Below are 21,159 nucleotides of genomic sequence, written 5' to 3'. Positions count from 1 at the left end.
TTTAAGCCTGTCTCGCTTGCGGCTTGAGCCGCACGTAAAGGGTTTTCCGGACCCGCGCCACCAGGGCGCCGGCACCGTCATGAATATCGACCTGCAACTGCGGCAGGTATTTTTCGCCGCTTGCCGTCTGGTGGCGGATCTCGTCAAGCAAGGTCTCGTCGATGCTGAATCGGGCGAACACCGGGCCTTTGCCCGGCGCGATGAAATCGATGTCGGCAGCCTTGTCCCAGACGATGTATTGGCGCCCGAGATTTTCCATCAACATCAGCATGTAGAACGGGTCGACCATCGAATACAGACTGCCGCCAAACTGCGTGCCGACGTAATTGCGGTTGTACCAGCTCAGGCCCATGGACACCTGGATGTCACGGAAATCATCGCTGATGTGCCGCACACGAACCCCGGCGCCGAGGTATGGCGGGTAAAAGGTCATGAACCAACGCATCAACCGTGCCTTGCCGAACGTGCCAACCAGCCAGTTAAGCATCGGGACGCGTACCCAGGCCCATGGCTTGCCGGGCGAACCAGCGCTTGGCCGGCGGCAGCAGATCGAGACCAAGCAGGCCGATGTTACGACCCAACGAAACCAGTGGTTGCGTGCTGCCGAACAAGCGGGTCACCTGATCGGAGAAGCCCACGGTGAGGTTCTGATCCATGCGCTGACGCTCGCGATACGCCTGCAAGGTCGCGAAGTCGCCGGGCGATGTTTCGCTCGCCAGCAGCGCATCGGCCAAGGCCTGCGCATCACGCAACGACAGGTTGAAACCCTGGCCGGCAATCGGGTGCAAGCTGTGCGCGGCGTTGCCGAGGATCGCCAGATGCGGGCGCACCTGTTCTTCGGCTTCGATCAGCGTCAACGGGTACAGATGCCGTACGCCTACCTGTTTCAGGGTGCCAAGGCGATAACCGAACACGCCCTGCAACTCGCTGAGGAAGCCACGATCATCCAGCGCCGCCAACCGTTGCGCGTCCATGCCCAATCGGGTCCAGACCAGGGCGCAGCGGTTTTCCGGCAGCGGCAGCAACGCCATCGGGCCGTCGTCGGTGAAGCGCTCGAAGGCCATGCCGTTGTGCGCCTCGCTCGGGGTGATGTTGGCAATCAGCGCGCTCTGGTTGTACGGACGCTTTTTGATGCCGATGCCCAACTGCTCGCGCAGACCGGATCGGCCGCCATCAGCGAGCACCGCGAGGTCGCATTCCAGGGTGGTTTCATCGTTGAGGGTCAGGCGATAGCCATCGGTCAACGGCTCCATGCGCGTGACTTCCGCCGGGCAACGCCAGGCGACTACGTCCTTGTCCAGCCCCTGCCAGAGGCATTGACCGAGCCAGGCGTTTTCCACCACGTAACCCAGCGCCGGAACGCCCTCTTCCATCGCCGACAATCGCGCGGTGGAGAAACGCCCACGGTCGGAGACATGAATCTGCTTGATCGGCTCGGCGCGCCGGGAGATTTCCTGCCACACGCCCAACCGTTGATAAATCTGCTTGGCGCCGTAGGACAACGCCGAAGAACGGGCGTCGTAGCTCGGTTGATAGGTGTGGCCTGGGGCAAAGGGTTCGATCAACACGATTTTCCAGCCACGGGCCTTGGCCCCGGCCTGCAACGCCAACGCCAGGCTGGCGCCGACCAGACCGCCACCGATAATTGCCAGATTGACTCGACTCATGCCGCTTTTGTCCGCGCTTGCGCCATCAAAGCCTCGATCTCGGCGACCGTTTTCGGCACGCCCTGGGTCAGGATTTCACAGCCGTTTTTGGTGACCACTACGTCGTCCTCGATGCGCACGCCAATGCCGCGCCATTTCTTCGCTACGTTCTGGTTGTCCGGGGCAATGTAGATGCCCGGTTCCACGGTCAGCGCCATGCCGACTTCCAGCACGCGCCATTCGCCGCCGACCTTGTATTCGCCGACGTCATGCACATCCATGCCCAGCCAATGGCCGGCGCGGTGCATGTAAAACGCCTTATAGGCTTCGCTGGCGATCAACTCGTCAACGTCGCCCTGCAACAGGCCCAGCTTCACAAGCCCGGCGGTAATCACCCGGACCGTGGCTTCGTGCGCCTGATTCCAGTGTTTGTTCGGGGCGATTTCGGCGAATGCGGCTTCTTGCGAGGCCAGCACCAACTCGTAAATCGCCTTCTGCTCCGCTGAATATTTGCCGTTGACCGGCCAGGTGCGGGTGATGTCGCTGGCATAGCAGTCAATCTCGCAACCGGCATCGATCAGCACCAGGTCGCCATCCTTGAGCACCGCGTCATTCTGCTGGTAATGCAGGATGCAGCTGTTGCGCCCGGCGGCGACGATCGAGCCGTAAGCCGGCATCTTCGCCCCGCCCTTGCGGAACTCGTAATCGAGTTCGGCTTCAAGGCTGAACTCGTGCAACCCGGCCCGGCTGGCCTGCATCGCCCGGATATGCGCCTGGGCGGAAATACGTGCGGCCTCGCGCATCACCTTCACTTCTGCCGCCGATTTATACAGGCGCATGTCGTGAAGCAGATGATCCAGGGCAACGTATTCGTTCGGCGGCTGGGCGCCAAGGTGCGCTTTAGAGCGGATCACGTTGATCCACTCCATCAGGTGCCGGTCGAATTCCGGGTTGCTGCCCATGGCCGAATACACGCGGTCGCGGCCTTCGATCAGGCCCGGCAGGATGTCGTCGATGTCGGTGATGGGAAAAGCATCGTCGGCGCCGAAGTCGCGGATGGCGCCTTCCTGGCCGGCGCGCAGGCCGTCCCACAGTTCTCGCTCGGCGTTGCGTTCACGGCAGAACAGCAGGTATTCGCCATGTTCGCGACCGGGCATCAACACGATGACGGCCTGAGGCTCAGGGAAGCCGCTGAGGTACTGGAAGTCGCTGTCCTGCCGGTAAACGTGCTCGACGTCACGGTTGCGAATGGCCACCGCGGCGGCGGGCAGAATGGCGATGCTGTTGGGTTCCATCTGCGCCATCAAGGCCTTGCGGCGACGGCTGTATTCCGATTTCGGGATATGAATCATGGGCAGATGGCTTTCCCTTGCTCGCGATTAATGCAGCGACGGCTTGGCCGCAGCCGGCGCATCTGCTTTTTTGGTTTCGGAGAACAGCAGCAGCGGCGCAACGCGCAGGTATTCCATCACTTCCATGTAGTCGCTTTCGCCGTCTTCGGACTCTTCCAGGGCGTCTTGCACCTGAGAAATGGCGGCCAGATCCTGCAACACTTCGGTGGCTTCGGTGCTCAGCATGCTGCTGTCACGGCAGTTCAAGCCGAAACCGCTGAGGAAGCCCTGGCACCATTCGCCCAGTGCAGCAGCACGGTCAGCCAGCGGCTCGTCATCGGTCGGCAGCAGCAGAACGACGGTCACGTCGTCGCCGGTGAGCTCGCCCTTGACCATCTCTTGCAGGCCGATCAAGGCATTGCGGACATTGTCCTGTGGCTCGCTTTCGAGCAGCTCGGCGGCATCGATCAGCCATTCTTCTGCAGTGAAGCCGGCACCGGCGCAACTGCGGCCGAGGAGCAGGCCATGCAGTTCGGCAGGCGAGACGTTATGACCGCTGGAAGTCAGCAGGGTGGCGAAGGCTTGGTACGGGGAATTCTGAATGGGCATGGGCAGCTAGGCGCCAGACGGCGCTATGTCTAGAATGAAGGCCTTGTATCCTACATCGACAGACTCGCCAAGACTATTAAAGGCTGTCCGCCAGCTACCACTCATCAGACTCAAATTCAGTGGACACAATGGAAGACACCGACCTGCAAGCGCTGATGGCCAGACTCGAACTGCTAATTAGCCGAGTCGAGCAACTTAAGAGTCAAAACGGACTCCTATTAGCTCAGGAAAAAACCTGGCGCGAGGAACGCGCTCACCTCATTGAAAAGAACGAAATCGCCCGGCGTAAGGTCGAATCAATGATTTCGCGCCTCAAGGCCCTGGAGCAAGACTCATGAGTTCAAGCAATAGCGTTACCGTGCAGATCCTCGATAAAGAGTATTCGATCATTTGCCCCCAGGAAGAACGCAGCAACCTGGTGAGCGCCGCCCGTTACCTGGACGGCAAGATGCGTGAGATCCGCAGCAGCGGCAAAGTCATCGGTGCCGACCGCATCGCCGTGATGGCCGCGCTGAACATCACCCACGATCTTCTGCACAAAGAAGAACGCCCGGATGTGCAGGCCAGCGGCTCGACTCGCGAGCAGGTTCGCGACCTGCTGGATCGCGTCGATCTGGTGCTCGCCACTGATCCGGACGTCACCAAGGGCTGAAACACGAAACCGCTTGGGGTATACTCGCAACACTCCCTGGGGTGCTTGCCAGTTGACCACGTCCCTGAGCCGATTCGCACTACCCTGGAGGCTGCACGTTGGGCTGGTGTGCATGTCCGCTAGACGGAAAGCCTTAAAGCCTACTGCATCTTCCACCTTGAACTTTCGGGTTCAAGGGCTAAGTCAGCAGCGGTTCATCCGGGGAGCCTGATTCCAGTCCGATGCCGGTTTAAATACCGGCATCGGCTTTTTTACGGGTACGCTTTGTGTATCCGTCCTGTCGAAGCCTGAATCCATGACCGAACCTGCGCTGCTGCCCCGCCCGCAACTTCGACGCATGCTGCGCAAGGCCCGCCGCGCACTGACACCCAGTCAGCAGCGTCAGGCTGCTCGCGGGCTGTACAAGCAACTGGCCCAGCAACCGCTGTTTCGCCGTGCAAAACACATCTCTCTTTATCTGCCCACCGACGGTGAAATCGACCCTCGTGTTTTGCTGCGTGCCGCTCAACGTCGGGGCAAGGCGACTTATCTACCGGTGCTCAGCCCCTGGCCGCGAACCAAAATGGTGTTCCAGCGGATTCGTCCCGGTGAAAAACTGAAACCCAACCGCTTTCGTATTCTCGAACCCCGGCACAACCTCGCCCGGCAGCGCAAAGTCTGGGCGCTGGACCTGGTGCTGCTGCCATTGGTGGGGTTTGACGACGTCGGCGGCCGCCTGGGAATGGGCGGTGGTTTCTACGATCGAAGCCTCGCTTACCTGGCGCGCAGAAAAAACTGGCGCAAGCCGACACTGCTGGGGCTGGCCCATGAATGTCAGAAGGTAGAACGATTGGCTCAGGCGAGCTGGGATGTACCGTTGCAAGGAACGGTTACAGACAAGGCGTGGTATTTCGCAGGTTAGACGCCACCAGTATCAGCGGCGTCCGAAAGACAGGCTCAGCGCTTGAAGGCTGGCGGCTGTTGTTGCTGCGCGATTTCAATCGGCGAGTCGGTCTTGTTGTTCCACAGGCTTTGGGCATAGCCGGTGGTCACGACGCCGAGGCCGAACAAAATAACCAAAATCCATAGTAAATCCGGTTTGCGTTTCATCGATTGCCCCCCAAAGGCATATCAACACGATGACAGCAGCGGTTTCCGTTGTAGGTGTAGGCCGTGCAGCAGCGTCAAGCTTAGAAGGCCGGCATTTTGCGACAACGTGAACTGACACGCAAACGCTGGCGTCAACCGACTGTCGGTTTGTCATAAAATTGCCCGACAACTTGCCCACTCACCTCGCAAGGAGCAAAAACCATGGCCTATTGGCTGATGAAATCCGAGCCTGACGAACTCTCGATCAACGATCTTGCGAAGCTTGGCAAAGCGCGCTGGGACGGGGTTCGCAACTATCAGGCGCGTAACTTTTTGCGGGCGATGGCGCTGGGCGACGAATTTTTCTTCTATCACTCCAGCTGCCCGGAGCCCGGGATTGCCGGGATCGGAAAGATTGTTGAAGCGGCGTATCCAGACCCGACGGCGCTCGAGCCGGACAGTCATTACTACGATCCAAAGGCCACAGCGGAGAAAAACGCCTGGAGCGCGATTGATGTGGCGCATGTCGAGACGTTTGCCAAGGTGCTGAAGCTGGATTATTTGAAGCAGCAGGCGGCGTTGGCTGAGATGCCGTTGGTGCAGAAGGGTTCGCGACTGTCGGTGATGCCGGTTACTACTGAGCAGTGGGCGGCGGTGATTGCATTGCGCTGACACGCTTTATGTAGGAGCCGGCTTGCTGGCGATGGCGATGTAACAATCAATATGGATGTTGAATGTTAAACCGCTATCGCCAGCAAGCCGGCTCCTACAGATCCAGCATTACTGGATGATGAGGTTGTTGAACAACAAATCCTCAACCACCGGCTTGCCGGTCTCATCGCTCATCACTTGCTGAGTCTGTTTCAGGGCTTCCTGACGCAGCTTTTCCTTGGCTTCGACGTTGCTCATGGCTTCGGTCGTCTGCTGCGCGAACAACGCCACCAGCTGGTTACGGATCAACGGCTCGTTGGCCTTCACCGCTTTGGTCGCGTCCTCACCGGTCACGCGCAAGGCCACATCGGCCTTGTAGACCTTGAGCTTCGGCGTGCCGTCCAGCCCATAGTTACCCACGAACGGCGGGCTCAGGGTGATGTAATTGACCTTCGGAGCTTCACCTTCTTTGGCTTCTTCGGCCATCGCTGCCACGGGCAGAGAGAGGGCCAGCAACAACATGATCCACGCTTTCACAATTCGCTCCTTATCCGGTTTGCGGCCTAGCATAACGACCCGCCGCTCAAGCACAAGCTTATGGCTGGCTATCAGGGTCGGGCATGCTCGTTGACCCATCGACTCACACACCTACACTTATCGGCCATCACTCCCAAAGGAATAGCCCTGATGAAAGCCGTGCTGTGCAAAGCCTTCGGCCCTGCCGAATCGCTGGTGCTGGAAGACGTCGCCAGTCCTGTCGCGAAGAAGAATGAAATCCTGCTGGATGTGCATGCCGCCGGGGTGAATTTCCCGGACACGCTGATCATCGAGGGCAAATACCAGTTCAAACCACCCTTCCCGTTTTCCCCGGGTGGCGAAGCGGCCGGCGTGGTCAGCGCAGTGGGTGAAAAGGTCAGCCACCTCAAGGTCGGTGACCGGGTCATGGCCCTGACCGGCTGGGGCAGCTTTGCCGAACAAGTCGCGGTGCCGGGCTACAACGTGCTGCCAATCCCGCCCTCGATGGACTTCAACACTGCCGCCGCGTTCAGCATGACTTACGGCACGTCGATGCACGCACTCAAGCAACGGGGCAACCTGCAACCGGGTGAAACCCTGCTGGTACTCGGCGCTTCCGGCGGTGTCGGCCTGGCCGCCGTGGAAATCGGCAAAGCCATGGGCGCCCGCGTGATCGCCGCCGCCAGCAGCGCGGAAAAACTTGCGGTAGCCAAGGCTGCCGGCGCCGATGAGCTGATCAACTACAGCGAGACCAGCCTCAAGGACGAAATCAAACGCCTGACCGACGGCCAGGGCGCTGACGTGATCTACGATCCGGTCGGCGGTGACCTGTTCGACCAGGCCGTCCGCGCCATCGCCTGGAACGGCCGACTGTTGGTGGTGGGTTTCGCCAGCGGACGCATTCCGGAACTGCCAGTGAACCTCGCGCTGCTCAAGGGCGCGGCAGTGGTCGGTGTGTTCTGGGGTTCGTTTGCCCAACGTCAGCCGCAGGACAACGCGGCGAACTTCCAGCAGTTATTTGGCTGGTTTGCCGAGGGCAAATTGAAGCCGCTGGTGTCGCAAGTGTACCCGCTGAGTAATGCGGCGCAGGCGATCAATGATCTTGGCCAGCGCAAGGCGGTCGGGAAGGTGGTGGTTCAGGTCAGGTAGTTCATTCGCTCGAGTGTGAGTCGAGCCTAAACTCAGATAAATACGACCTCCCGCTCACATCGGGAGGCCTGTGACCTCATCCGATGCTTGTCGCGGAAATTGGCGGACTTGCTGGGCGATGTATGAAGTCCGCGTAGTACGCCACCGACATCATTAATAGAAACAGGACAAAAAAGAACTTCATCGGAGCGCCTCTGACGATTAGATTGCCCTCACGAGCCAGAGCAGGAGATTAGGGCAGCGCGGATGCCTACTAAATAAGATAAGGCGGCGATGGCAGTAGGATTAATCCTAAATAAAACACGTACGACGATGCGATCAGGGAAACGAGTCTGGCGCATTTGTTGGTCAATGGATCCGCCAGCAGCCATGCCCCAAATCCCCGATTAACCTCACCGTTCGCATTTTACTGTCCGGGATTAAAGCAACTTCCGAATCTCCTCCGGCAGCAAGCTCATGTACTTGCGAACCGGGCTCGCCCGACAATCCCTGACAATTTTCGGTACGCGCTTATTCAGCTTGGCAATTAATGCCAGGCGCTCCTCATTCTGTAACTGCGTCGTATAAATCACGTTCGACAAATAGGCCCGCGTGTAATCAAACACGGCGGAATCAACCCACGCGTACTCCGGAAAATCAACCAACGCCTCGTTGATGTCACGACACTTCACCTGCTTGAGCCACTTGTTAGTGTGAATGGGCGTGTCCAGGTCCAGTCGGAAAACCATTGGGGCCGTCACTTCCTGTTCGGCGGGTATGTTGTCCTCGACCGCCCACGGCTTGAAGCGCCACTGCGCAATCGCCTTTCGGGCCGCTTCAGCCAGATCGGGATGGTCGCTGCGCAGAATGCTCAATTTGTGGACCGAGCCATCTGCATACACCGTGAATCTGACCCTGACTTCACCCGTGATCCCGGCTCTGAACAGCTCTCTCGGATAAATCGGCTTCGGATTGTTTTCAGGAATCAAAAATACCTCCCCAGCGCAAACACCCATCGACCCAACCAACAAAAGCACAAACACCAACCACCGCATAACCCCTCCCCTTCCCACTGAAATGCCAATCCCGGCACCAGCACAAAGGTTAAGACCCCGCGGCCTGAAACAGAACGCCGCGACGTCCTGTTCGGTCGCAGGACATTTCCCAAAGCCTTGTCCTACCCCGGACCGAAAGGCGTCACCAACGGCGACTCGGGACGTTTCCCACAACGCCCTTCACTTATACCTGTGCGACATGTTCATAAAGGAACACGCGATCTCCCACATTTCCGCTGTTTGGTCGATGCGAGACGGTGCTATTTTCGGTAACGAAACTGTAACATTCGCATCCGCAGTCAAAACAAGAAATCTGGAGCTCTTGAATGTTTGCTTTCTTTCGTCCTGCCGCACATCAGGCTCCATTGCCTGAAGAAAAAATAGACAGCGCCTACCGACGGCATCGCTGGCAGATCTTCGCCGGCATATTCATCGGCTATGCAGGTTATTACCTGCTGCGCAAAAACTTCTCCCTGGCCATGCCCTATCTGATCGAAGAGGGCTATACCCGCGGTGAGCTGGGCCTCGCGTTGTCGGCGATTGCCATCGCCTACGGCTTGTCCAAGTTCCTGATGGGCATTGTTTCCGACCGCTCCAACCCGCGCTTCTTCCTGCCATTCGGCTTGCTGGTATCGGCCGGCGTGATGTTCATTTTCGGATTTGCGCCCTGGGCGACGTCCAGCGTGACCATCATGTTCATCCTGCTGTTTATCAACGGCTGGGCGCAGGGCATGGGTTGGCCGCCAAGTGGACGGACCATGGTCCACTGGTGGTCTCAAAAGGAACGCGGCGGCGTAGTGTCACTGTGGAACGTCGCGCATAACGTCGGCGGTGGCCTGATCGGCCCGCTGTTCCTGCTGGGCATGGGCTTGTTCAATGACTGGCACGCGGCGTTCTATGTGCCGGCCGCAGTGGCTATGGCCGTCGCAGTGTTTGCCTTCGCTACGATGCGCGACACACCGCAATCGGTCGGTCTGCCGCCGATCGAGAAGTACAAGAACGACTACCCGGAAGGCTACGACGCCAGTCACGAAGAAGAATTCAGCGCCAAGGAAATCTTCGTCAAATACGTGCTGCGCAACAAAATGCTCTGGTACATCGCAATGGCCAACGTCTTTGTCTACCTGCTGCGCTACGGCGTGCTGGACTGGGCACCGACCTACCTCAAGGAAGCCAAAGGCTTCAGCGTGGATAAAACCTCGTGGGCGTATTTCCTCTACGAGTGGGCAGGTATTCCCGGGACGCTGCTGTGCGGCTGGATGTCGGACAAGATCTTCCGTGGCAACCGTGGCCTGACCGGCATGGTGTTCATGGCGTTGGTGACCGTGGCGACGCTGGTTTATTGGCTCAACCCGGCCGGCAACCCGACTGTCGACATGATCGCGCTGATCTCGATTGGTTTCCTGATCTACGGTCCGGTGATGCTGATTGGCTTGCAAGCGCTGGAACTGGCGCCGAAGAAAGCCGCCGGTACGGCAGCGGGTTTTACGGGTCTGTTCGGGTATCTGGGCGGTTCGGTCGCGGCCAGTGCAGCGATGGGCTACACCGTGGACCATTTCGGCTGGGACGGCGGTTTCGTCTTGCTGATCGGCGCATGCCTGCTGGCGATGGCCTTCCTTGCACCGACGCTGTGGCACAAGCAAGTCGCCAGTCAGAGCCGCGAAGCGATTGCCTGATCGGCTTTTGATTTGCAGCGCTTGAGTCGCGCCTCCAGATTCCGGTCTGGCATGGCGTGACTGCGCAGGGCGTTGGCGGTCTGCTCGACATAATCGCGAGTAGTGCCGTAACGCCCGCAAGCGTTTTCGAACACGTGGCTCAGCACATGGTCCGGCAAGTTGCCGGCATAGCTGGGCAGGTGTCGCTCCAAAACAAATCCCAACGCCTGAACCTGGCTTCCGTCTTCGAGGCGGCAGTTGAGCCAGTGCGGGCGATAGGACGGAAACGGCATTTCGCGTTGCCAAAGCGCATAAAGCGAGGCTTCCAGTTGTTCTTCGGGCAAACGATAGGCGAAGCCGCTGCAAGAGCCGCCGCGATCCAGGCCAAAGACCAGTCCAGGAACTTCCGGCGTGCCGCGATGTTCGTGGGACCACAGGTACAAGCCGCGATGGTAGCCATGCACTCGACCGCGCATGCGCTCGACTGCCGCACATTCAGGGCGCCAGATCAGCGAACCATACGCGAACAACCAAACCGGCCCGCCCTTGTGACGCGCCATGGTCGACTGCATCGAGCTGAGCAATTGTTCGTGCGTAAGCTGCGGCCCCAGATCGAGCCGCGGAGGGTAAGCCAGATTCAAAAACGAAGATTCAATGGCGCTCATGGCGAATAGCGTTCAGCTCCCCGCGAGTGAAGAATTACTTAATAGAACGCACCGCTGTAACAATAAGGCACATATGTTTTAAGGCAATTTAAGTGCCATGGCACAGTTCTTAAATAATCGCCTTGTTGAGATATAACCTACCGGCATTTATATAAATCTATAAATACCGATCGGCTATATGGAGAGTTATAACCAAAGAAACCTTAGGAGCGAGCCTGCTCGCGATGGAGGTCAACGATAACGCGCTGCAACAGGATGAATGCGTTGTCCCTGCCCCCCCTCGCTAGCTGGGTCGCTCCTACAGGAGTGCGGCGTCATCCTCTAGGCGCGTAGGCAAATACGTCAGCACGCATCTGATGCGCATCCATCCCCGCTTCAACCAAAGCATCCAGCGTGCCGTAGACCATGGCCGGTGAGCCGCTGGCATACACATGCAAGGATTTCAAATCCGGGAAATCCTCACACACCGCCTCATGCAGCATCCCGCAACGCCCCTGCCAGCCGCATTGATCGCTGACGACTTTATGCAGGAACAGATTGGGCAGCTTCAGCCACTCATCCCAATGCTCGATTTCATAAAAGTCTTCCGGCCGACGCACGCCCCAATACAGATGCACCGGATGCTTGAACCCGGTCGCTCGGCAATGCTCGATCAGGCTGTGGATCTGGCCCATGCCGGTACCCGCAGCGATCAGCACCAGCGGACCGTCCGGCAATTCCGCCAGATGGGTATCGCCGAACGGCATCTCGATCCGCACCATCGGATTGCGTTGCAGTTGTTCGATCAAGTTCTGCGCACTGCTTTCGCGCGCCAGTACATGGATTTCCAGATCACGCCCGCCATGGGGTGCAGAGGCGAGGGAGAAGGCGGATTTCTCGCCGTTCTCACGCTCGATCATCAAATACTGACCGGCGTGATAACGCGGTGGCTTGCCGGCCGGCGCCCGCAGATGCACGCGAAAGGTATCGCCGCCCACGTCCCTGCATTCAATAACCTGACACGACAAGCTGCGCACCGGCAATTCTCCCAGCGCGAGCACGCCATCCCACAGCACGATGCAGTCTTCCAGCGGCTCTGCTATGCAAGTGTAGAACTCGCCATGGTCGCGCACATGCCCGGCCTGCTCGACCCGACCTTCCACCAGCAACGCCGCGCACACGTGGCAGTTACCGTTGCGGCAGCTTTGCGGGCATTCGTAGCCCAGGCGCCGCGCACCATCGAGAATCCGCTCGCCGGGCAAAATCTCAAGCACTGCTCCGGAGGGCTGCAAGGTTACACGCATCAATCTATTCCTAACTGATTCCAGATGGCATCGATCCGCTGAGTCACGGCGTCGTCCTTGACGATCACCCGGCCCCACTCGCGAGTGGTTTCGCCCGGCCATTTATGCGTGGCATCGAGCCCCATCTTCGAGCCCAGGCCTGAGACCGGCGAGGCGAAGTCGAGGTAGTCGATCGGCGTGTTGTCGATCATCACCGTGTCGCGCTTGGGGTCCATGCGCGTGGTGATGGCCCAGATCACGTCGTTCCAGTCCCGCGCATTGATGTCGTCGTCAGTGACGATAACGAACTTGGTGTACATGAACTGTCGCAAAAACGACCAGACACCGAGCATTACCCGCTTGGCGTGCCCCGGATACGACTTCTTCATGGTCACGATGGCCATGCGGTACGAGCAACCTTCCGGCGGCAGGTAGAAGTCGGTGATTTCCGGGAACTGCTTCTGCAGGATCGGCACGAACACTTCGTTCAGCGCCACACCGAGAATCGCCGGCTCATCGGGCGGACGGCCGGTGTAGGTGCTGTGGTAGATCGGTTTGATCCGGTGGGTAATGCGCTCGACGGTGAACACCGGGAAGCTGTCGACTTCGTTGTAGTAACCGGTGTGGTCGCCGTACGGACCTTCGTCGGCCATCTCGCCCGGGTGAATCACACCTTCAAGGATGATTTCGGCGGTGGCCGGCACTTGCAGGTCGTTGCCGCGGCATTTCACCAGTTCGGTGCGGTTGCCGCGCAGCAGACCGGCGAAGGCGTATTCAGAAAGGCTGTCCGGTACCGGCGTCACCGCGCCGAGGATGGTCGCCGGATCAGCGCCCAGTGCCACGGAGACCGGGAACGGTTGGCCAGGATGCTTTTCGCACCACTCGCGATAATCCAGCGCGCCGCCACGGTGGCTCAGCCAGCGCATGATGACTTTGTTGCGGCCAATCACTTGCTGGCGGTAGATGCCGAGGTTCTGGCGGTCCTTGTTCGGACCTTTGGTGACCGTCAGGCCCCAGGTAATCAGCGGGCCGACATCGCCGGGCCAGCAGGTCTGCACCGGCAGCATCGCCAGGTCGACATCGTCGCCTTCGATGACCACTTCCTGGCACACCGCGTCTTTGACGACTTTCGGCGCCATCGCAATGATCTTGCGGAAGATCGGCAGCTTGGACCAGGCGTCTTTCAAGCCCTTCGGTGGCTCGGGTTCCTTGAGGAAGGCCAGCAGCTTGCCGATCTCGCGCAGTTCGCTGACCGCCTCGGCGCCCATGCCCATGGCGACCCGCTCGGGGGTGCCGAACAGGTTGCCGAGCACCGGAATGTCGTAGCCGGTCGGGTTTTCGAACAGCAGCGCCGGGCCTTTTGCCCGCAGCGTGCGATCACAGACCTCGGTCATCTCCAGCACTGGAGAGACGGGGATCTGGATGCGTTTCAACTCTCCGCGCTGCTCAAGCTGCTGCACGAAATCCCGAAGATCCTTGAATTTCATTGACGATGGCACCCCTAAAATAGGCGTACATCCTACCTGCTCTGCCGTCCGCTGGCAGCTTATCGCTGCTTACTTGGCCGCATTTGCGTTGCCATTGCCCAGCGTCGTCCGGGCTTGCAAGCGGTTGAACAGCGGTTCAAGCACCGGCGCGATGAAGCGCGCACCGACCTCTGACAGGTGATTGTCGTCGGTATACAGCGAATGACCGTCGAGTTCGGCGCGGCAAAGCCCCGTTTGATCACACAGCAACGGCGCCGGATCGACCACGGCCACGCCCGGGTTGGCCGCCGCTATCTGCGCGAACAGTTGGCTGATGAACGCTTGACGCTTGAAGTGCTCGGCCACTGCCAGCCCGACGTCATCGGTCGGACGGTGCAACATGGCCAGGCGGCTGAGGCGGTATGGCGGACTGAATGGCTGCAGTGGCGCCTCCTTGATCAGCCAGACGCGGTGCCCGCCTTTACGCAATTGCCGGACGGTGGCCTGTAATCCTTCGGCCAGTTGCTGTTCGGCATTGGCCCAGTCGTAACGACCACGGGGATCTTTCAGGGCATGCCCGAGATCGCCTTTCGCATCGCCATAGAGGTACAGGCTCCAGCGCGCGACCAGCACCACATCGTCCACCGATTGCGGTTTCAAGGCCTGCTCGACCCGGCGATTGAAACGCGCACACCGTTGATCGTGCTCAAGTCCTTCAACCGGAATACAGCCCGGGGAGCTGGTGAGAATCACGCTGATGCCATGCTGTTGAGCCCCCTCTTCGAACACCGGAATCAGCGCGGTGGCGTGACTGTCACCCCAGACCAACACGCGAGAGGACAGCGTTGGCGCCCCGTAGTGACAGAAAAGTTTGTCGTCAGGGGTTTTATCGTCGGCCAGGCACCGCATCAGTTCCGGGCGCCATTCCTTCGCTTTGGCATATTGCAGCGCTTGATCGGACAGGCGCGCGGGCAAGCCATCGGTCCAGCGCAACGCTTGACCGGCCAGGCCCAGCACCAGCACACCGACGCCCGCCGCCAGCAGAATCTGCCGACGCCCCGCCAACAGCCGCCGTTCACGGAACGGCGTCTCGACGAATTTCCACGACAGGTAACCCAGCACCAGGGTGAGCAGAATCAAGCCGGCAATATCATACGGACCGGACTCCTCGACACTGGCGTAGCTGGCGAACACGAACACCGGCCAATGCCACAGGTACCAGGAATAGGAAATCAGCCCGAGGCCGACCAGCACGCGACTGGCCAGCAGGCCCCCGACCAGAGTCTGTCGATGGCCGTTGGCCCAGATCAGCGCAACCACGCCCAGGGTCGGCAGTAACGCCGCAACACCCGGGAATGGCGTGGCTCTGTCGTAGCCCAATACCGCCAGCACAATCAGCCCGAACCCGGTCAGGCTGACCGCTTGAGCACCAGCGGGTGTCAGACGCCATTGGCTTCTGGGCGCAACGGCCAGCATGGCGCCGGCCAACAACTCCCAGGCACGCATCGGCAACAGGAAAAACGCTTTTTCAGGATGATGCGCAACAGCCCAGACGCTGAGCCCGAAGGACACCAGCAACACAGCGAACAGCGCCAGACGCCAATGTTTCAGTCGACTCGACAACAGTGTCAGCAACAGCGGGAAGACGATGTAGAACTGTTCTTCAACCGCCAGTGACCACGTGTGCAGCATTGGCTTGAGATCGGAAGCAGCGTCGAAGTAGCCGTCCTGACGCATGAACAGGATGTTGGAAACGAACATCACCTGGTAGCGCACCGAGCGCCCCAGCTCTTCATAGTCCTTGGGCGCCAGCAGGAACCAGCCCACCGCCAGCACGGCAATGATCATCGCAAACAGCGCGGGGAGGATTCGGCGGGCACGGCGGGCCCAGAAATCGACAAAGCTGAAGCGCCCGGCCTGACGCTGGTTCCAGATGATTGAGGTGATCAGGTAGCCGGAAATCACAAAGAAGATGTCCACGCCGACGAATCCGCCGGTGAACCCTGGAACACCAAAGTGGAACAGCACCACGGCAATCACGGCGATTGCGCGTAAGCCGTCGATGTCCCTTCGATAAGCAAGCGTGCTCATAAACAGTAAGGCCAGTCAGTTGATTGTTTTTATGATCGTTTTTGGTTTTCTAACTGACCGGAGTTAATCACAAACCTCCCATTTTTTACGCAAAAAAAATGGCGCCCGAAGGACGCCATTTTTAGCGGTCTGGAAAACCGTCTTACTTACGCTTCATCGACAAGAAGAACTCGTCGTTGGTCTTGGTCGTTTTCAGCTTGTCGACCAGGAACTCGATGGCAGCGATTTCGTCCATCGGGTGCAGCAGCTTGCGCAGGATCCACATGCGCTGCAACTCGTCGTCGGCAGTCAGCAACTCTTCGCGGCGGGTGCCGGAACGGTTGATGTTGATGGCCGGGAAGACGCGTTTTTCAGCGATACGACGGTCCAGAGGCAGTTCCATGTTGCCGGTGCCTTTGAATTCTTCGTAGATCACTTCGTCCATCTTCGAGCCGGTTTCAACCAGCGCGGTGGCGATGATGGTCAGCGAACCGCCTTCTTCGATGTTCCGCGCGGCGCCGAAGAAACGTTTCGGTTTCTCCAGGGCGTGGGCATCGACACCACCGGTGAGCACTTTGCCGGAGCTCGGGATCACGGTGTTGTAGGCGCGAGCCAGACGAGTGATGGAGTCGAGCAGGATCACCACGTCCTTTTTGTGTTCGACCAGGCGCTTGGCCTTCTCGATCACCATCTCGGCAACCTGCACGTGGCGGGTTGGCGGCTCGTCGAACGTCGAGGCAACCACTTCGCCGCGCACGGTGCGCTGCATTTCGGTCACTTCTTCCGGACGCTCGTCGATCAGCAATACGATCAGATGAACTTCAGGGTTGTTACGAGCGATGTTGGCTGCGATGTTTTGCAGCATGATCGTTTTACCGGCTTTCGGCGGTGCAACGATCAGACCGCGCTGGCCTTTGCCGATCGGCGCGCACAGGTCGATGACACGACCGGTCAAGTCTTCGGTGGAACCGTTGCCGGCTTCCATCTTCATGCGCACAGTCGGGAACAGCGGGGTCAGGTTCTCGAAGAGAATCTTGTTTTTCGCGTTCTCGGGACGATCGTAGTTGATCGTGTCGACCTTGAGCAGCGCGAAATAACGCTCGCCTTCCTTCGGAGGGCGGATCTTGCCAACGATGGTGTCACCGGTGCGCAAGTTGAAGCGGCGGATCTGGCTCGGCGAGACGTAGATATCGTCAGGGCCGGCGAGATAGGAAGCGTCAGCGGAGCGCAGGAAGCCGAAGCCGTCCTGGAGAATCTCCAGCACGCCATCACCGGAGATTTCCTCGCCGCTTTTCGCGTGCTTTTTGAGCAGGGAGAAAATCACGTCCTGCTTGCGCGAACGGGCCATATTTTCTATGCCCATCTGTTCGGCCAATTCGAGCAGTTCGGTAATCGGCTTTTGCTTGAGTTCAGTCAGATTCATATAGGAATGACGTAATCATTTATGGAGGGGGGGAAATTAAGCTTTTGGCTTAATGAGGCCGCGCCGCAGAGAAGGCGACAGGATCGCGTACTTATTCGAAAAGGAGTGCGTCGGCGACGGCTAGCAGGGGGCAGTGGAGAAACCAGTGCGGGGCCGAATGTACCACCTGAGTTTCAGAGCGTCTAGCCCTCAATAACGAAAAGGCCCCGCAATATGCGGGGCCTTTTCCTGACGCTTTATAACAACGCTTAGATGTTGGCGTCGAGGAAGGCAGCCAGTTGCGACTTCGACAGTGCGCCGACCTTGGTCGCTTCAACGTTGCCGTTCTTGAACAGCATCAGCGTCGGGATACCACGCACGCCATGCTTGGCCGGGGTTTCCTGGTTCTCGTCGATGTTCAGTTTGGCAACGGTCAGTTTGCCTTTGTAGGTTTCAGCAATTTCGTCCAGGACAGGAGCGATCATTTTGCAAGGGCCGCACCATTCAGCCCAGTAGTCGACCAGTACAGCGCCTTCGGCCTTGAGGACGTCGACGTCGAAGCTAGCGTCGGTGACGTGTTTGATAAGATCGCTGCTCATGGAAGTCTCCAGGTTGTAAGCAAAAAAACGTGGCCCATCATAGCCGCCCTTCCCTCGTTCAGGAAGGTGCAGTTGATTGAGTCTCGCTATGGTGCCGCATGACTTTGGGTATAGCTCAAGTCACGGGGTGGCGGGAGCGACGAAGGCAATTTCATGCGTCGGAGCAAGTCAACGATGCCGCAAATGCGCCATGAAGGTGCAAATCCGCGTCAGTGAATCGGTTTGCATAACGAGCGGATTCAGCAAAAACGTAGCCTGCAGTCCCTATACCTGTTCTTGGCATAGCCCGTGCTCTGTCGAATCGAAGAAATCATTTCAGCCGATTCGGAGATTGCCATGTCCCTGCGTTACAGCGCCCTTCTCACCGCCCTGTTTGCCAGCCTGATGCTGAGCCAGGCGCCCGCTCACGCCGATGGTCTGGAAGATGTGGTCAAACGAGGCGTCCTCAAGGTGGCCGTGCCTCAGGACTTCCCGCCGTTCGGCTCGGTCGGCCCGGACATGAAACCTCGCGGCCTGGATATCGACACCGCCAAGCTGCTGGCCGACCAGCTCAAGGTCAAAATTGAACTGACCCCGGTCAACAGCACCAACCGCATTCCGTTCCTGACCACCGGCAAGGTTGATCTGGTGATCTCCAGCCTGGGCAAAAACCCCGAGCGCGAGAAAGTCATCGATTTCTCCAGTGCCTATGCGCCGTTCTACCTCGCCGTGTTCGGCCCGCCCGACGCCGACATCAAAAGCCTGGACGACCTCAAGGGCAAAACCGTCAGCGTTACCCGTGGCGCCATCGAAGACATCGAACTGACCAAAGTCGCTCCCGAAGGCGTGACTATCAAGCGCTTCGAAGACAACAACTCGACCATCGCCGCGTACCTCGCCGGGCAAGTCGACCTGATCGCCAGCGGCAACGTGGTGATGGTGGCAATCAGCGAGAAAAACCCGAAACGCGTGCCAGCGCTGAAAGTGAAGCTCAAGGACTCGCCCGTCTACGTCGGCGTGAACAAGAACGAGCCGGCGTTGCTGGGCAAGGTCAATCAGATCCTCGCCACCGCCAAGACCGACGGCGCGCTGGAGAAGAACTCACAAACCTGGCTGAAAGAGCCGTTGCCGGCCGATCTCTGATCGTCGCTCGGGAGACTGGATATGGCCTATCAGTTCGACTTTCTGCCGGTGGTGCATAACACCGACCTGCTGCTGCGCGGCGCACTGTTCACCCTTGAGTTGACGGCCATTGGCGCGGTACTCGGGGTGGGACTGGGCATTGTCGGGGCGTTGGTGCGGGCGTGGAACATTCGTCCGTTTTCCACAATCTTCGGTGTCTACGTCGAGTTGATCCGCAATACACCGTTCCTGGTGCAGCTGTTTTTCATCTTTTTCGGCTTGCCATCGCTGGGCGTGCAGATTTCCGAATGGCAGGCGGCGGTGCTGGCGATGGTGATCAACCTCGGTGCCTACTCGACCGAGATCATCCGCGCCGGTATCCAGGCGATCCCCCGAGGGCAGCTGGAAGCCGCGGCTGCCCTGGCGATGAGCAGATTCGAAGCATTCCGCCACGTGATCCTGCTGCCGGCGCTGGGCAAGGTCTGGCCGGCCTTGAGCAGCCAGATCATCATCGTCATGCTCGGCTCGGCAGTCTGTTCGCAGATCGCCACCGAAGAATTGAGCTTCGCCGCCAACTTCATTCAATCGCGCAATTTCCGCGCCTTTGAAACCTATGCCCTGACCACGCTGCTGTACCTGTGCATGGCGCTGCTGATCCGCCAGTTGTTGAACTGGATCGGTCGCCGATTCATAGCAAGGAGCAGCCAATGAGCGATTTCACGTTCTGGGACGTGGTGCGCAACCTCCTCACCGGCCTGCAATGGACCCTGGCGCTGTCGCTGGTGGCGTTTATCGGTGGCGGGCTGATCGGCTTGCTGATCATGGTCATGCGCATCTCGAAAAAGTCCCTGCCGCGCAACGTCGCCCGCACCTATATAGAGCTGTTCCAGGGCACGCCGCTGTTGATGCAGCTGTTTCTGGTGTTCTTCGGCGTGGCGCTAGCCGGTGTGGAGATTTCACCGTGGATGGCGGCGGCGCTGGCCTTGACGCTGTTCACCAGCGCCTATCTGGCCGAAATCTGGCGCGGTTGCGTCGATTCAATTCCCGACGGCCAGTGGGAAGCCTCGTCGAGCCTGGCGCTCAATCCGCTGGAACAATTGCGCTACGTGATCCTGCCGCAAGCGCTGCGCATTGCCGTGGCGCCGACCGTGGGTTTCTCGGTGCAAGTGGTCAAAGGCACCGCCGTGACCTCGATCATCGGCTTCACCGAGCTGACCAAGACCGGCGGCATGCTCGCCAACGCGACCTTCGAACCGTTCATGGTCTACGGCCTCGTCGCCCTCGGATACTTCCTGCTTTGCTACCCCTTGTCCCTCAGTGCGCGCTACCTGGAAAGGAGACTGCATGCCTCTGCTTAGAATTTCCGCCCTGCATAAATATTACGGCGACCACCATGTGCTCAAAGGCATCGACCTGAGCGTCGAGGAAGGCCAGGTGGTGGCGATCATCGGGCGCAGCGGCTCGGGCAAATCCACTTTGCTGCGCACCCTCAATGGCCTGGAATCGATCAACGACGGCGTAATAGAAGTCGATGGCGAATACCTCGACGCCGCCCGCGCCGATTTGCGCAGCCTGCGGCAGAAAGTCGGGATGGTGTTCCAGCAGTTCAACCTGTTCCCGCACCTGACCGTCGGCGAGAACGTGATGTTGGCCCCGCAAGTGGTGCAGAAAGTGCCAAAGGCCAAGGCTGTCGAGCTGGCGCGGGAGATGCTGGAACGGGTCGGGCTGGGGGAAAAGTTTGATGCCTTCCCGGATCGATTGTCTGGCGGGCAGCAACAGCGGGTGGCGATTGCCCGTGCTTTGGCGATGTCGCCGAAGGTGTTGCTGTGCGACGAGATCACTTCGGCACTGGATCCGGAATTGGTCAATGAGGTGCTGAGCGTGGTTCGGCAGCTGGCCAAGGAAGGCATGACGCTGATCATGGTGACCCATGAAATGCGTTTTGCCCGGGAGGTTGGGGATAAGTTGGTGTTCATGCATCAGGGCAAGGTGCATGAGGTGGGGGATCCGAGGGTGCTGTTTGCGAACCCGCAGACGGCGGAGTTGGCGAATTTCATTGGCACCGTCGAAGCGACAGCCTGAAATACCCTCAGCGCCTGTAAAGGCCTCATCGCTAGCAGGCTAGCTCCCACAGGGGTACGCATTCCAATGTGGGAGCTAGCTGTGATCTCTCTGTAGGTTGTTCACTCGGGGCTTTTCCGGGAAATTGGAGGTGCGAACCAAACCAAGTACCTGGAGGCCCCGAGTGAACACTCATAAAAATGCCCGATTAACCGTTTCTGG

At 59.1% G+C, this 21,159-nt stretch carries 23 protein-coding genes and 1 other RNA gene; 11 read left to right on the top strand and 13 right to left on the bottom strand.

The genetic code is table 11. The annotated features are described in order from the left end of the window. Nucleotide 1 precedes the first annotated feature (1 nt). The 4 genes from ACRC4F_RS04325 to ACRC4F_RS04310 are packed head-to-tail and all read right to left on the bottom strand — an operon-like array spanning nt 2 to nt 3,586. Complete coding sequence (locus ACRC4F_RS04325) at nt 2-487, bottom strand: DUF4442 domain-containing protein (protein ID WP_438658232.1); 486 nt, start codon at nt 485-487, stop codon at nt 2-4. Next, complete coding sequence (ubiH, locus tag ACRC4F_RS04320; RefSeq protein WP_438658231.1) at nt 480-1,667, bottom strand: 2-octaprenyl-6-methoxyphenyl hydroxylase; 1,188 nt, start codon at nt 1,665-1,667, stop codon at nt 480-482. Before ubiH ends, ACRC4F_RS04325 begins: the two co-directional genes overlap by 8 nt. Then, on the bottom strand, nt 1,664-2,998 hold the full coding sequence (pepP, locus tag ACRC4F_RS04315) for a Xaa-Pro aminopeptidase (RefSeq protein ID WP_438658230.1): 1,335 nt from the start codon (nt 2,996-2,998) through the stop codon (nt 1,664-1,666). Before pepP ends, ubiH begins: the two co-directional genes overlap by 4 nt. Nucleotides 2,999-3,025: 27 nt before the next feature. Then, nucleotides 3,026-3,586 (bottom strand): YecA family protein, encoded by a 561-nt coding sequence (locus ACRC4F_RS04310; RefSeq protein WP_438658229.1) that lies wholly within the window; start codon nt 3,584-3,586, stop codon nt 3,026-3,028. 128 nt (nt 3,587-3,714) lie between these two features. Here ACRC4F_RS04310 and ACRC4F_RS04305 point away from each other — a divergent pair, with 128 nt between their 5' ends. From ACRC4F_RS04305 to ACRC4F_RS04290, 4 genes are all read left to right on the top strand, one after another. Continuing rightward, nucleotides 3,715-3,924, top strand: a complete 210-nt coding sequence (locus ACRC4F_RS04305; RefSeq protein WP_007942437.1) for a TIGR02449 family protein — start codon at nt 3,715-3,717, stop codon at nt 3,922-3,924. Further along, nucleotides 3,921-4,238 (top strand): cell division protein ZapA, encoded by a 318-nt coding sequence (locus tag ACRC4F_RS04300; RefSeq protein ID WP_007942435.1) that lies wholly within the window; start codon nt 3,921-3,923, stop codon nt 4,236-4,238. Before ACRC4F_RS04305 ends, ACRC4F_RS04300 begins: the two co-directional genes overlap by 4 nt. Nucleotides 4,239-4,268: 30 nt before the next feature. After that, nucleotides 4,269-4,447: non-coding RNA, 6S RNA (gene ssrS / locus ACRC4F_RS04295), on the top strand. Nucleotides 4,448-4,533: 86 nt separating this feature from the next. Next, nucleotides 4,534-5,139 (top strand): 5-formyltetrahydrofolate cyclo-ligase, encoded by a 606-nt coding sequence (locus ACRC4F_RS04290; protein ID WP_438658228.1) that lies wholly within the window; start codon nt 4,534-4,536, stop codon nt 5,137-5,139. 35 nt (nt 5,140-5,174) lie between these two features. Here the strand turns inward: ACRC4F_RS04290 and ACRC4F_RS04285 are convergent, their stop codons facing one another. Then, nucleotides 5,175-5,327, bottom strand: a complete 153-nt coding sequence (locus ACRC4F_RS04285) for a hypothetical protein (protein ID WP_438658227.1) — start codon at nt 5,325-5,327, stop codon at nt 5,175-5,177. 201 nt (nt 5,328-5,528) lie between these two features. Here ACRC4F_RS04285 and ACRC4F_RS04280 point away from each other — a divergent pair, with 201 nt between their 5' ends. Beyond that, on the top strand, nt 5,529-5,978 hold the full coding sequence (locus ACRC4F_RS04280; RefSeq protein ID WP_438658226.1) for an EVE domain-containing protein: 450 nt from the start codon (nt 5,529-5,531) through the stop codon (nt 5,976-5,978). 108 nt (nt 5,979-6,086) lie between these two features. Here the strand turns inward: ACRC4F_RS04280 and ACRC4F_RS04275 are convergent, their stop codons facing one another. Beyond that, a complete protein-coding gene (locus ACRC4F_RS04275; RefSeq protein WP_438658225.1) occupies nt 6,087-6,494 on the bottom strand; it encodes a flagellar basal body-associated protein FliL in 408 nt (135 codons plus the stop codon). Nucleotides 6,495-6,644: 150 nt separating this feature from the next. Here ACRC4F_RS04275 and ACRC4F_RS04270 point away from each other — a divergent pair, with 150 nt between their 5' ends. After that, nucleotides 6,645-7,622, top strand: a complete 978-nt coding sequence (locus ACRC4F_RS04270) for an NADPH:quinone oxidoreductase family protein (protein ID WP_162440464.1) — start codon at nt 6,645-6,647, stop codon at nt 7,620-7,622. Nucleotides 7,623-8,041: 419 nt separating this feature from the next. Here the strand turns inward: ACRC4F_RS04270 and ACRC4F_RS04265 are convergent, their stop codons facing one another. After that, a complete protein-coding gene (locus ACRC4F_RS04265) occupies nt 8,042-8,656 on the bottom strand; it encodes an energy transducer TonB (RefSeq protein WP_438658224.1) in 615 nt (204 codons plus the stop codon). 326 nt (nt 8,657-8,982) lie between these two features. Between ACRC4F_RS04265 and glpT the strand changes: the two genes are divergently transcribed. After that, entirely contained in the window at nt 8,983-10,332 is a 1,350-nt protein-coding gene (glpT, locus tag ACRC4F_RS04260) for a glycerol-3-phosphate transporter (RefSeq protein WP_150632091.1), read from the top strand. On the opposite strand, the gene ACRC4F_RS04255 is transcribed toward glpT, so the two are convergent. From ACRC4F_RS04255 to trxA, 6 genes are all read right to left on the bottom strand, one after another. After that, entirely contained in the window at nt 10,308-10,976 is a 669-nt protein-coding gene (locus ACRC4F_RS04255) for a gamma-glutamylcyclotransferase (RefSeq protein ID WP_438658223.1), read from the bottom strand. The two genes, glpT and ACRC4F_RS04255, sit on opposite strands and share 25 nt — an antisense overlap. A 314-nt stretch (nt 10,977-11,290) precedes the next feature. After that, entirely contained in the window at nt 11,291-12,259 is a 969-nt protein-coding gene (locus ACRC4F_RS04250; protein ID WP_438658222.1) for a CDP-6-deoxy-delta-3,4-glucoseen reductase, read from the bottom strand. Continuing rightward, nucleotides 12,259-13,725: a 4-hydroxy-3-polyprenylbenzoate decarboxylase gene (ubiD, locus tag ACRC4F_RS04245; protein ID WP_007942423.1), complete on the bottom strand. Its 1,467-nt coding sequence runs from the start codon at nt 13,723-13,725 to the stop codon at nt 12,259-12,261. The genes ACRC4F_RS04250 and ubiD overlap by 1 nt, the downstream gene beginning before the upstream one ends. Before the next feature lie 69 nt (nt 13,726-13,794). After that, a complete protein-coding gene (locus tag ACRC4F_RS04240) occupies nt 13,795-15,795 on the bottom strand; it encodes an acyltransferase family protein (protein ID WP_438658221.1) in 2,001 nt (666 codons plus the stop codon). Nucleotides 15,796-15,937: 142 nt separating this feature from the next. Further along, the gene (gene rho, locus ACRC4F_RS04235; RefSeq protein WP_007942421.1) at nt 15,938-17,197 is read right to left on the bottom strand and encodes a transcription termination factor Rho; all 1,260 of its coding nucleotides are present in this window, start codon (nt 17,195-17,197) and stop codon (nt 15,938-15,940) included. A 248-nt stretch (nt 17,198-17,445) separates the two neighbouring features. Beyond that, nucleotides 17,446-17,775 (bottom strand): thioredoxin TrxA, encoded by a 330-nt coding sequence (trxA, locus tag ACRC4F_RS04230; RefSeq protein ID WP_008150340.1) that lies wholly within the window; start codon nt 17,773-17,775, stop codon nt 17,446-17,448. A gap of 336 nt (nt 17,776-18,111) precedes the next feature. Between trxA and ACRC4F_RS04225 the strand changes: the two genes are divergently transcribed. From ACRC4F_RS04225 to ACRC4F_RS04210, 4 genes are read left to right on the top strand one after another with little or no spacing between them, the layout of a single operon-like run. After that, nucleotides 18,112-18,897: a transporter substrate-binding domain-containing protein gene (locus tag ACRC4F_RS04225; RefSeq protein ID WP_438658220.1), complete on the top strand. Its 786-nt coding sequence runs from the start codon at nt 18,112-18,114 to the stop codon at nt 18,895-18,897. Between the two features lie 21 nt (nt 18,898-18,918). Then, entirely contained in the window at nt 18,919-19,587 is a 669-nt protein-coding gene (locus ACRC4F_RS04220; protein WP_438658219.1) for an amino acid ABC transporter permease, read from the top strand. Beyond that, entirely contained in the window at nt 19,584-20,234 is a 651-nt protein-coding gene (locus ACRC4F_RS04215) for an amino acid ABC transporter permease (RefSeq protein WP_438658218.1), read from the top strand. The genes ACRC4F_RS04220 and ACRC4F_RS04215 overlap by 4 nt, the downstream gene beginning before the upstream one ends. Then, entirely contained in the window at nt 20,221-20,958 is a 738-nt protein-coding gene (locus ACRC4F_RS04210) for an amino acid ABC transporter ATP-binding protein (protein WP_438658217.1), read from the top strand. Before ACRC4F_RS04215 ends, ACRC4F_RS04210 begins: the two co-directional genes overlap by 14 nt. Nucleotides 20,959-21,159 lie beyond the last annotated feature (201 nt).

This window comes from Pseudomonas sp., from assembly GCF_051660785.1.
Taxonomy (GTDB): domain Bacteria; phylum Pseudomonadota; class Gammaproteobacteria; order Pseudomonadales; family Pseudomonadaceae; genus Aquipseudomonas.
Note: the sequence above shows the minus strand (reverse complement) of the source record. Positions and strands in the feature narration are given on the sequence as shown.